The sequence below is a fragment of the Streptomyces chiangmaiensis genome, from assembly GCF_036281785.1.
Taxonomy (GTDB): domain Bacteria; phylum Actinomycetota; class Actinomycetes; order Streptomycetales; family Streptomycetaceae; genus Streptomyces; species Streptomyces chiangmaiensis.
The window spans coordinates 1-10,988 of sequence record NZ_JAYWVC010000242.1; the positions used below are offsets into that span (position 1 = coordinate 1).

The window sequence follows — 10,988 nt, forward strand, 5'->3', positions numbered from 1 at the left end:
GAGGATCCGATCCGTCGGTGATGTCGCCGCACGCGAAGAGGCGAGAGACAGAGGGGGTGGTGGGGCGGAGAACCTCAGCGGTGGCAGCCGCCGAGCGTGAGCCCGGCGCCGCCGTCGAGGCGAAGGGTCTGGCCGGTCGTGTAACCGGCCGCGGGGGAGAGCAGGTAGAGCACCGAGCCGACGACCTCACCGAGGGTGGCCACTCGTGCCAACGGCACCGACGAGAGTTGTCGTTCACGTGCCGACACGGGCATCGCGAGCACCTTCGGGGACCCGAACAGTCCCGGTGCGACCGCGTTGACCCGGATACCGTCGCCGGCCCATTCCGCGGCCAGGCTTCTGGTCGATCCGAGGATCCCCGCCTTGGCCGCCGCGTATGCGACCTGGCCGGGGAGACCGTCCTGCGCCGCGATCGACGAAAGGAACACGATCGAGGAGGAACCGGCGTCCTTCAACGCCGGGTACGCCGCCTGAGCGACCGCGAACTGCGCCACCAGGTTCGCATCCACATCCCGCCGGAACGTGTGCACCGGAAAGGTCCGCGCCCGATGAATCGTGTCGACGATCCCCGCCCCGCCCACCAGCGCATCGACCCCGCCGAGCAGCTCTCGAGCGGTCTCGACGGACCGACGCACGGCGTCGTCGTCCGTCAGATCGGCCGTGTCAAGCTGCCCGAACCGCCCCTATCGATCAATCGACAAGGGCCGTAGCTGCGACCCGAATCCTACGGAAAGTCGTCTCCGCGTAAGGTGGCCGCGTGGCCAGGAAGAAGTCCCTCGGCGACGGCCCCGTGCTGCGCGGGCAGATCCTGGAGTGCGCCAGCCGCCTATTCTACGAGCGGGGCTTCGGCGCCACATCGATCCGCGACATCGCCGAAGGCGTCGGCATCTCCTCCTCGACGATGTACCACCACTTCACCAACAAGCGGGACGTGCTGCACGCCATCGTCTCGCGCTTCATGACGGATTTCGTCGATGCCACCCTCCCGACGCTGTGCGACCAGTCCCTGAGCCCGACCGAACGCATACGCCGAACGGTCCGTCTGCACATCGAGATCAGTGATGACCGTCGCCCGGAACTCCTCGTCGGCAATCCGATCCGCTACGCACTGGACCCTGCGCAGAAGGAACAGGGCGTCAAACTGCAGACCATTTACCACGACGCGGTGCGCGACACCATCGAGGAGGGCGCTCGCACCGGCGAGTTCACCGTCGAGAACGTCTCGATCACGACGATGGCCGTGCTGGACATGCTCAACGGAATCCGCGAATGGTTCTCGCCGGACGGGCCGTTGACCCGCGCCGAGGTCATCGACCGCTACGTCGACCTGATCATGACCATCCTCGCGGCAAGACCCGCGACCGGCAGAGGTCCAGCGCTATAGCCGGCGAACCGTCCCTCGGCGGAAGGTGGATCGAGTCCCGGCCGCGATTCGCTCACTCGTGCGCGATGGCCGCCAGCAGATTCATGCGGGACGCATGCAACGCCGGCAGCAGCGCCGCCACGATGCCCACGACCGCCGAACCGACGACGACCGCGACGATCGTGCCCCACGGAATCGTCAGCGTCTTCATGCCCTGCAGCACCAGCACCTGCTGGGTGCACAGGCCCCACACCAGCCTCAGCGCCAGCCCCACGTCGAGCACCGCGATGACGATCGCCAGCCCGAGCAAGGCGTACTGCCGGAGCCCGGCCTCGTCGTCCCCACAGCGTGCGAGGCAATGGCCGTCGTCTCGGAGGAACAGCTCACCGAGACCCACCCGGGTGCCGAGATGCCGAAGGGCCGCGCCCGGACTGCGTGGGCGCGATGCAGGGCTAAGCCGCTTCGAAGCGTCACTCGACAAGGATGCCCTTGCGCCGAAATTTCTACCGATCCGAGTGGTAAGGCACCGAAGTCTGATGCCGCTCATAGTTGTCAACCCCAAATGGGTGCAGGTGACGAATGGATGCAGGGAGGTGCCGGATGAAGGCGATCGTCGTGACAGACCAGGCCGCCGGAACGGCGGGGATGAAGCTGGTGGAGCGGCCCGAGCCGCAGGCGGCGAGGCTCGCCAGCCTCGCAGGCGCCAGCTACGGCGATGTCGTCGTTGAAGTTCATGCGTCGGGGTTCACCGGGGATGAGCTGGAGTGGCCCTCGACCTGGATCGATCGCCTCGGCCGTGACCGCACGCCTTCGATTCCCGGTCACGAGGTAGCTGGAGTGGTCACCGCCCTCAGCTATGGCACCACGGGGCTGTCGGTGGGACAGCGGGTGTTCGGCCTGACGGACTGGACTCGCGACGGTTCGCTGGCGGAGTACGTTGTCGTAGAGGCACGTAACCTTGCGCCGCTGCCCGGCGATGTCGACTTCACGGTGGGTGCGGGCGTCGCGATGACGGGCCTGACCGCGTGGCAAGGTCTGTTCGAGCATGGCCACCTCGGGGCGGGGCAGAGCGTCCTCGTGCACGGTGCAGCCGGCGCAGTCGGTTCGATGGCGACACAGCTCGCACGTGAGGCCGGCGCCTACGTCATCGGTACCGGACGTGCTGCCCACCATCAGACGGCGCTCGACTTCGGCGCGCAGGAGTTCGTCGACCTTGAGAACGACGCGCTGGAAGATGTCGGCAGGGTCGATCTGGTGTTCGATTTCTTCGGCGGCGACATCGGGATGCGGTCCGCGGGTCTGGTTCGAGCTGGAGGAATGCTGGTGAGCGTCGCTGGGCCGCCCGAGGCACGGCCGATCGACGGCCTGGCGGTCGACTTCGTTGTCGTGTCCGATCGCGCCCAGCTAGGTGAGATTGCCCGGCGGGTGCATGACGGACGGCTACGGACGAACATCGGTCAAGTCGCAACCCTCGACGATGCCGTCGCTGCCTTTAACACGACCGAGCGGATCAACGGGAAGACGATCATCCGCGTTCGTCCGTGAGGATTCGGGGGACAGCGACCCGTCCTTGACCCTCGCGGCGAAGGAGAGGCAAGCCTCGCACCTCCGCGCGGACTGCGCACTGGACGCGGCAGACTCCAGCGCCACCGACGAAGCGGTCCGCCGGACGCTCGCCGCGGCCGAGAACGCCCGGCGTTGCGAGGGCAGAGCCTCGAGACCCTCGCGAGACTCCATGACGGCCTGTTCGGCGTCTGCGACAGTTGCCGAACAAGCATCGACCTCGAACGAATGACGGTGCTCCTGCACACACGGCTATGCATGCGGTGCAAGCAGGCGCACGAATCCAGTCCACACCCATAGCTGCAATCCGTTCGCCCATTCTCTCGCCCCGTCGGCCAAAACACCTCAGCGCCGGCGCCTGCTCTCGCCCCTTGGAGGCGCCCGCCGTGAAGATGATGCAGTTCCTGCGCCAACGAGACGCAGGCTTCACCGCACTTCGCAGATCTGCCAGGGCGGCCGTCGTCGCGCCGGGGCTCTTCGCCGTCAGCACCGCCATCACAGACGACGCCACCATGCCCTTCTTCGCCGCCTTCGGCTCCATTGCCATGCTGATGTTCGTCGAGTTCAGCGGTCCCATGCGGGAGCGGCTCATCGCGCAGACCGCTTTGATCGCGGCTGGTGCGGTCCTGATTTCCCTCGGCACACTCACATCACGAGAGGCATGGCTCGCCACACTGGCAACAGCCGTCATCAGCTTCCTCGTACTGTTCTCCGGCGCGGTCAGCTCCACCCTCGCCACCGCCAGTACGGCTTTGCTCATCAGTTTCATCCTGGCCGCATCCCTTCCCGGACCCGTCCAGGCCATACCGGACCGGCTCGCGGGCTGGGCCATGGCGGGCGCCGCGTCCCTGGCAGCCATCTGGCTCCTGTGGCCGACGCCCGCGAGGGAGCCACTGAGAAACGCCACCGCACAAGCCTGCAGCGCCGTGGCGATGCGACTCAGAGTCGAGGCCGACTGCATCCTCAGTGGCTTCGAACCCGTGGACAAGGCAAAGCTTGAGGCGATCACCCCATCGGCCCAGGCAACGCTCAAAGCGCTACGGACCTCGTTCTACGCGACGCCTTACCGGCCGACAGGGCTGACGACGTCCACCCGCATCCTCATCCGCCTCGTCGACGAGGTCCTCTGGCTGGAGACGATCCTCGACCGCGTACCCCTCACAGAGAAGGCAGGCCCCGCCGACGCCGAGGTTTGCACACTCAAAGAAGCGGCCGCCGACTTGCTTGAAACGAGCGCCGAACTCCTGGCGGCAACCGAGCACCGAGCCCTCGACGAACTGGATTCCATCGCGAAGCGCGTCGCACAGGCGCGCTCCGCGATGGAGCAGGCCGCCGTGTCAGCCTGCCTGACGGACACCGACGGCAGCGTCCACGACCCGGCACGCAGCGACACCGAACGCAAGTCGGCCGCAAGTCGGTTCGTCAGCTCGCTTGAGCCGAGCTTCCGCGCCCAAGAGATGAGCTTCGCAATCTCCGCCATCGCAGCCAACGTAGGGCTCGTCGTCCAAGCCCGCCAACGCACCCTGTGGCAGCGGCTCAGCGGCCAGCACCCCGAAAGCATGCGCTCTACCTTGGCCTCGGCCCAGGAGCGGGCCAAGTCACACGTCGAACCCCACTCGGTGTGGCTCCACAACAGTGTGCGAGGAGCAATCTCCCTCGCCTTGGCCGTGCTCGTAGCCGACCTCACCGGAGTGCAGCACAGCTTTTGGGTCGCCTTCGGAACCCTGGCCGTCCTACGCTCGAGCGCACTCCTGACAGGCCAGAGCTCCTTGCGCGCGATCGCGGGCACCGCAGCCGGGATCATCGTCGGCGGCGCGCTGATATACCTCGTCGGGACGAACACCGCACTCTTGTGGACCCTGCTCCCTGCTGCCGTGCTGTTCACTGGCCTGGCACCGGCAACGATCTCCTTTGCCGCTGGACAGGCAGGTTTCACGATCTCGATCCTCATCCTGTTCAACATCCTTGAGCCCACCGGCTGGACAGTGGGCCTGGTGCGTATCGAGGACGTTGCCATCGGCTGTGCGGTGAGCGTGCTGATAGGACTCCTGTTCTGGCCCCGAGGCGCAGGGTCGGCCCTCGGCCTGGCTGTAGCAGAAGCCTTCGCCGAGAGCGTCCGTTACCTGCGCAGCGCGATCGGGTACGGCGTGACACGTTGCGACAGCCTCACCCCAACAGCCCCCCTTCCCGAAGATGAGCGCTCCCGCGCGGCCGCGGCAGCCCGCCGATTGGATGACGCCTTCCGCGGATTCCTCGCGGAACGCGGCACAAAACACGTGCCGTTGTCCGACGTCACGACGCTGGTCACAACCGTCGCCGTGCTGCGCCTGACCGCAGACGCGGTGCTTGACCTCTGGAGCCGAGACCAAGGAACACATGCCGGCGACAGGACCGCGGCGCGCGCAGAGATTGACCAAGCTGGTACCGCGCTCACCACCTGGTTCGAGGCGACGGCGAGTGCCCTGTCAGGATTCGGAGAGGTGCCCGACTGGGCGGACCAAGACCAGGATGCCGGAACACGGCTCATCCACGCCGTAGAGCGAGACCTCAACGACGACGAAGGCCGACTCTCCTCCACTGCGATCCGCGTCGTGTGGACCGCCGACCACATCGAAGCCGCCCGCAGACTTGAATCCGATGTACTGAAGCCGGCCCGAGCCGTGGCAAAGCTTCAACGCGACCACAATGCACGCATGCGGCTGTTCCGTCGGACGCAGCCGCCTCACGCTCTTCGGCGCTGAACCATGATCCCTTATGGACATTGCTCAGCAGACCATGCGACTCGGAGCCTCTAACCTCGCGCTTTCGGCCTTGGATGCGGAACGGGCCGGAGGCTTCACGTCCGCCGACCCGCTGCCGTTCCCCTCACCACCGCCACCCACAGGCGAGTCCTGCGGCCCCGGCTCGGCCGAAGCCTCGTTCTTGACGCGGTACCAGCCGCCCTCGCTCTAGGGCATTTGGCAGCGGCTGGACGCGGCCGTGCGGGCCAAGTCCTCCACGGGAACGCTTTCGTCGTCGCGGCGGTCCCGGTGGCCCGCCTCTCCGGCAGGGCCGGGTCACCGCTCGGCGAGCAGTTCCTTGGCGGCTGCCTCGATGTGGCGGGCGCTGATGCCGGCCGCGTCCAGCAGTTCGGCCGTGGTGCCGGAGCCGGGCATCTTCCGGATGGCCAGGTGGTTGAGGTGCAGTCGCGGTACCCGGGCGGCCAGCAGCGCGTCGGCGACCGCCGAGCCTAGCCCTCCCTCGGGATGGTGGTCCTCGGCTACGACGAGGCGCCCTTGAGTGGCGCGGGCCGCGGCGGCCATTGTGCGGATGTCAACCGGTTTGACCGAGTACAGGTCGATCACTCGGGTCCGGATGCCATCCGCGGCCAGCCTGTCGGCGGCGGCCAGGCACTGGTGCACGGTGACGCCGGCTCCGATCAGCGTCACCTGGTCGGCGTCGGAGGAGCGCAGCACCTTGGAGCCGCCCACCGGGAAGCTCTCACCGGGCCCGTAGAGCACGGGGTAGCCGCCGCGGGTGGTGCGCAGGTAGCTGATGCCGCGGGTGTCGGCCATGGCAAGGGTGAGGGCGACGGCGCTGGTGGCGTCGCTGGGGTAGAGGACCGTGGACCCGTGTACGGCGCGCATCATGGCCAGGTCCTCCAGCGCCATCTGGGACGGGCCGTCGGCGCCGATCTCCACCCCGGCGTGGGAGCCGACCAGTCGCAGGTTGGCTTGTGAGATGGCGGCCATGCGGATGAAGTCGTGGGCTCGGGTGAGGAAGGCGGCGAAGGTCGAGGCGAAGGGAATGTAGTGGCGCACGCTGAGCCCGACGGCGGCGGCGACCATCTGCTGCTCAGCGATGAACATCTCGAAGTATCGGCCGGGGTAGGCCTTGGCGAACTCGTCGGCGTGCGTGGAGTTGCTGACTTCGCCGTCCAGGGCCACCACCCGTGGATTGAGCCCGCCAAGGGCGAGTAGGGCATCACCGTAAGCCTTACGGGTGGGGACCCGCTCCCCGCAGGTGTAGGCGGGAAGGGCATGGCCGGGCTCAGCAGCCGTGACCGGCGACACGATGCTGCCCTGTGGCAGCGGCCCGCGAACCAGCAGGTTGCGTTCGCCGCCGAGTTCGGCGACCGCGCGGGCCGCCATGTCCTCGGGGAGCGGCTTGCCGTGCCAGCCCTCGCGGTCCTCGACCTCGCTGTAGCCGCGGCCCTTGACGGTGCGGGCGAGGATCACCGTCGGCCGGCCGGTGCTCCCGTCGGCGGCAGTGGCCAGTGCCTGGTCGATCTGGGCCAAGTCGTGGCCGTCGATGGTGAGCACCCGGGCTCCGAAGGCCTCGGCCCGCCGGGCGTACGCCTCGAGGTTCCATCCGAGCTCGGTCGGCCTGCTCTGGCCGAGCCGGTTGACGTCGACCAGGGCGACCAAGTTGGAGAGTTCGTAGTAGGCGGCCTTGTCCAGTGCCTCCCACATGGAGCCCTCGGCCATCTCGCTGTCCCCGCACAGGACCCATACCCGGTAGGGCAGCCTGTCGAGGTATTTGCCCGCCAGGGCGACGCCGACGCCGTCAGGCAGCCCTTGTCCGAGCGAGCCGGTGGCGACGTCGACCCACGGCAGGACCGGCGTGGGGTGGCCCTCGAGCCGGCTGCCGAAACGCCGGTAGCCGGTCATGAGCTCCTCGTCGCTGACGACGCCAACGGCCTTGTAGACGGAGTAGAGCAGCGGCGAGGCATGGCCCTTCGAGAAAATCAGGTGGTCGTTGCCGTCCGCCTCCGGGTGGTCCCAGTCGTAGCGGAGGTGCCGTCCGACCAGCACGGCGAGCAGGTCCGCGGCCGACATGCTGGAGGTGGGGTGCCCGGAGCCCGCACTGGTGCTGGATCGAACGGAGTCGACGCGCAGTTGCGCGGCGAGTTCCTCGACCCTGCCCAGTTCGGTCGAGGTCACGGGCTGACTGCTCGCCATAGGTAGCTCCTTGTCTATGTCCGGTGCGCGGCCGTCTTCATGGCCTGCCGGCGCGGCACGCTGGTCGCAACGTCGTGCCGGCGTCCCTGTGGACGGTCGGCGCAGCATCGTTGCCTTGATTGATGGACTAAATGGTCCGGCAATTATCTTGGCCAGTCTCATAGCACGGTAGTGATAACCGAACGGACAAAACAGTCCACTGGCGGCTTCCTTGCACCACGTGATGTGGCAGCTCAGCGCAGACGGCCCCCCGGACACGCGGATACCAGCTTGCCGGACATCCAGGACCGTTGAGCCTGTGGCCGTGTCAAGTACGTCCTCGCAACGAAGCTGGTCAACGAGCTGGTCGAAGCTGCCGACGAGAAGCAACTGACCAAGACGATCGCCCCCTACGACCGAGTCGGTGGCGACGTGCGGCGTCGACGGTGTCCTCCTGGTCTCCATCCACGCCGACGATCGGCTGCCGGGCATGCTGGAGGAAATGGGCCTGCGCACCAGGCTGGCCAGCAGCCGCGGAGCGGACGAGCGGTTGAGCTATGCGGAGTCCGACAGCGCCGGGGGAGCCGCCGAGTCGGTACGGCACCTGCTGCGCTGCAGGAGGACGAGGATCACGACGATTAGCGGGCCGCTCGACATGGACGTCGGCCGCAACCGACTCGCCTGCTGGTACCGCACAGCAGGAGGCAGGGCCTGCCGCAGGTGAACTTCTGGCCGGGGTGGGCGACTTCACCGAGGAGAGCGGCGGCCGCGCGATGCGTTCGCCTCTCGAACGCGTCCCGGATCTGGACGCCGTCTTCGCCGCCTCGGACCTCATGGTGGTCGGCGCCCTGGCCGAACTCGCCAGAAATGGCAGGTACCCGGGGAAGTCGCCGCCGTCGGATTCAAGGAGTCAGTCATCGCCCGCGACGTCAACCCGCCCTTGACGACGGTGTGTCAGCCGGTGGAGGACCTGGGCTTGCACGATGGCCCGGATCCTCACGGACATCGCTCTGCACGACGCGGACCGGCAGCAAGTGACGCTGCTACAGAACTGGTGGTGCACGAGTCGTCCTGACGGGTAGGTGCTCCGGAAGACCCGATCGCGCAGTCACGGTCGAGTTGTCGACGCGTCCGGTCACGTGACGAGCACGGGTGTCGTGTTCACGGGCGATTGGCAGCGATCGGACACTCGACCGCGCCGCTCAGCCGGGACAACCGTCTGGCTTGGCGACACCCTTGAACATGGCACGGCACGGTGTTGGTGGTTCATCACGCGCCGGACGCGGTTCTGCGGTAAACCGTGGGTGTGGTTCCGAGTTCGCGCTTGAAGTGGGTACGCAGGTTGCTCGCCGTGCCGAATCCCGTCGCGTCGGCGATCTTCTCGACGGACAAGTCCGTCCGCTCCAGCAGCCGGCGCGCGGTGAGGATCCGCTGGAGGGTGACCCACCGCATGGGAGGCATTCCCGTTTCGGTCCGGAAGTGCCGGATGAACGTGCGCCGGGGCAGATTGCTGTGGTCGGCCATGTGCTGGACGGTGATGGGTTCGGCGATGTTCTCCATCGTCCAGGCACGTGTGGCGGAGAGCGATGTGGCGGGTGGCGTTTGGACGTCCGCGTATTGATGATGCTCGCTGCTTCTGACCGGTGCGGCGACGACTTCCTTTCCGGATTCGTGGGCTGCGGCCGCTCCATAGTCGGTCCTGATGATATGGAGACAGGCGTCTATTCCGGCTCCGCCTCCCGCCGAGGTCAGGATGTTTCCGTCCTCGACAAAGACCCTGTTGTCGAGGACTTTCACGGCGGGAAAGAGGCGGCGGAGCCGGGAAGTGTACTGCCAATGCGTTGTGACATTTTTCCCGTTGAGGATTCCACTGGCGGCCAATGCGAAGGCGCCGGTGCAGATGGCGGCGATACGTGTTCCCCGGTCGGCGCACCGGCTCAGGGTGTCGAGATAGGGCTCGGGGATGGGGATCTCCGGGTCCTCGAACCCCGGGACCACCACGATGTCGGCGGTCTCCGCCGTGGCGAGCGAGTGGGTCGGGGTGATTCCCGACGCGGCGCCGACGGGCAGTGCGCGGTGGCCGCCGAAGTCGGTCTCGGTGGTGGCATCGGCGGTTTCGGAGCAGACAAAGACCCTGTATCCGTCGTAGCCGCCCAGGATGTGGGCGGGGATGCTGAAGTCGAGAGCGATAACCCGAGGCGTTACCAGGATGGCCACGGTCAGCGGGGCGGTGCGGTACGGCAATGTGGCTCCTCCGGTCCGGGCTACGACCCGCACGGCACGTATGGCGTGCCGAGAGCTTAGCGGTCTCAGCGCCGGAAAGAGCCTGGCACGATGCTTGCGAGAGGTGGCACCGACGCTGCTTGTGAGGGTGACGTGGCGGCCATACGGTGACGGGGAATTCTTCGGATTCTTCCTTTCGGAGGCGATGGGTGTGACGGTGCCGGCCAGGAATGGGTCCCAGGTGGAGAACTTCGGGGTCCCCTGGGAAAGCTCCTACGGATATGTCCAGGCGATCCGCCACGGAGACACGATCTACGTGTCCGGGCAACTGGCGAACAAAGGGAGCGAGCTCGTTGCTCCCGCTCCTGTGGACGGCAACGGGAAAGTCATAGATTTCTCGAATATGGGCGAGCAGATGCGCCAGAGCTACGTCAACGCGCAGGAACTCCTCGCGCGATTCGGGGCCTCTCTCGATGATGTGGTCGAGGAGGTGCTGTACGTGCTGGATATCCCCGCGGCCTTTGAGGTGGCGGGCCCGGTGCGCAAGGCCGCCTACGGACGACAGGACCCGCAGGTGGCGAGCACCATCGTCGGCGTGACCGGTTTGGCCTTCCTTGAGCAGCTCATCGAGATCCGTTTCACCGCGCGGATCTGAGGCCGTTACGAGATGGCCCGCAGCCCGCTCTGGGGTCGTAGGTGGAGTCGGTCGACGGCCTTTGCCGTCCTCTCGTCTGCCAGGAGGAAGACGACGAGTTGTTGTGCGTCCGCCGGGAGTTCGAGCGCCTCGCGGAGCAGCCGAAGCCGCATCCGGAAGGATGGTTGAGTCGCAACTCTCCCCGTCGTGGCACCACATGATGGTTCAGGCAACGGGTCAAGTCGGGGCCACTGGAGCGTGCGCCGTGTCCCCGAGGGACAAGAAC

Annotated in this window: 9 protein-coding genes and 3 pseudogenes; 7 read left to right on the top strand and 5 right to left on the bottom strand. The window is 67.0% G+C overall.

What is annotated here, in order from left to right:
• Nucleotides 1-74: 74 nt before the first annotated feature.
• Nucleotides 75-653 (bottom strand): SDR family NAD(P)-dependent oxidoreductase, encoded by a 579-nt coding sequence (locus VXC91_RS37915; RefSeq protein ID WP_329511907.1) that lies wholly within the window; start codon nt 651-653, stop codon nt 75-77.
• A 104-nt stretch (nt 654-757) separates the two neighbouring features.
• Between VXC91_RS37915 and VXC91_RS37920 the strand changes: the two genes are divergently transcribed.
• Complete coding sequence (locus VXC91_RS37920) at nt 758-1,384, top strand: TetR/AcrR family transcriptional regulator (protein ID WP_329511902.1); 627 nt, start codon at nt 758-760, stop codon at nt 1,382-1,384.
• Between the two features lie 52 nt (nt 1,385-1,436).
• Here the strand turns inward: VXC91_RS37920 and VXC91_RS37925 are convergent.
• Nucleotides 1,437-1,661: pseudogene (locus VXC91_RS37925) on the bottom strand (hypothetical protein); the annotation flags it as partial.
• Nucleotides 1,662-1,963: 302 nt separating this feature from the next.
• On the opposite strand from VXC91_RS37925, the gene VXC91_RS37930 reads away from it, so the two are divergent.
• The 3 genes from VXC91_RS37930 (at nt 1,964) to VXC91_RS37935 (ending at nt 5,667) form a co-directional block, all read left to right on the top strand.
• A complete protein-coding gene (locus VXC91_RS37930) occupies nt 1,964-2,908 on the top strand; it encodes an NADP-dependent oxidoreductase (protein ID WP_329511903.1) in 945 nt (314 codons plus the stop codon).
• Nucleotides 2,909-3,061: 153 nt separating this feature from the next.
• A complete protein-coding gene (locus VXC91_RS47240) occupies nt 3,062-3,226 on the top strand; it encodes a TraR/DksA family transcriptional regulator (RefSeq protein WP_408057575.1) in 165 nt (54 codons plus the stop codon).
• A 92-nt stretch (nt 3,227-3,318) separates the two neighbouring features.
• Nucleotides 3,319-5,667, top strand: coding sequence for an FUSC family protein (locus VXC91_RS37935; RefSeq protein ID WP_329511908.1), 2,349 nt, complete (start codon nt 3,319-3,321; stop codon nt 5,665-5,667).
• Between the two features lie 315 nt (nt 5,668-5,982).
• Here the strand turns inward: VXC91_RS37935 and VXC91_RS37940 are convergent, their stop codons facing one another.
• A complete protein-coding gene (locus VXC91_RS37940) occupies nt 5,983-7,866 on the bottom strand; it encodes a transketolase (protein ID WP_329511904.1) in 1,884 nt (627 codons plus the stop codon).
• A 303-nt stretch (nt 7,867-8,169) separates the two neighbouring features.
• On the opposite strand from VXC91_RS37940, the pseudogene VXC91_RS37945 reads away from it, so the two are divergent.
• Together VXC91_RS37945 and VXC91_RS37950 are read left to right on the top strand one after the other, a co-directional pair.
• A pseudogene (locus tag VXC91_RS37945) lies at nt 8,170-8,268 on the top strand (IS21-like element helper ATPase IstB); the annotation flags it as partial.
• A pseudogene (locus VXC91_RS37950) lies at nt 8,261-8,920 on the top strand (LacI family DNA-binding transcriptional regulator); the annotation flags it as partial. The pseudogenes VXC91_RS37945 and VXC91_RS37950, both read left to right, overlap by 8 nt.
• Nucleotides 8,921-9,114: 194 nt before the next feature.
• Here the strand turns inward: VXC91_RS37950 and VXC91_RS37955 are convergent.
• Nucleotides 9,115-10,089, bottom strand: a complete 975-nt coding sequence (locus tag VXC91_RS37955) for a GlxA family transcriptional regulator (RefSeq protein ID WP_329511905.1) — start codon at nt 10,087-10,089, stop codon at nt 9,115-9,117.
• A 103-nt stretch (nt 10,090-10,192) separates the two neighbouring features.
• Here VXC91_RS37955 and VXC91_RS37960 point away from each other — a divergent pair, with 103 nt between their 5' ends.
• On the top strand, nt 10,193-10,723 hold the full coding sequence (locus VXC91_RS37960; protein WP_329511906.1) for a RidA family protein: 531 nt from the start codon (nt 10,193-10,195) through the stop codon (nt 10,721-10,723).
• A gap of 5 nt (nt 10,724-10,728) precedes the next feature.
• Here the strand turns inward: VXC91_RS37960 and VXC91_RS47245 are convergent, their stop codons facing one another.
• The gene (locus VXC91_RS47245; protein ID WP_408057576.1) at nt 10,729-10,875 is read right to left on the bottom strand and encodes a hypothetical protein; all 147 of its coding nucleotides are present in this window, start codon (nt 10,873-10,875) and stop codon (nt 10,729-10,731) included.
• Between the last annotated feature and the right edge of the window lie 113 nt (nt 10,876-10,988).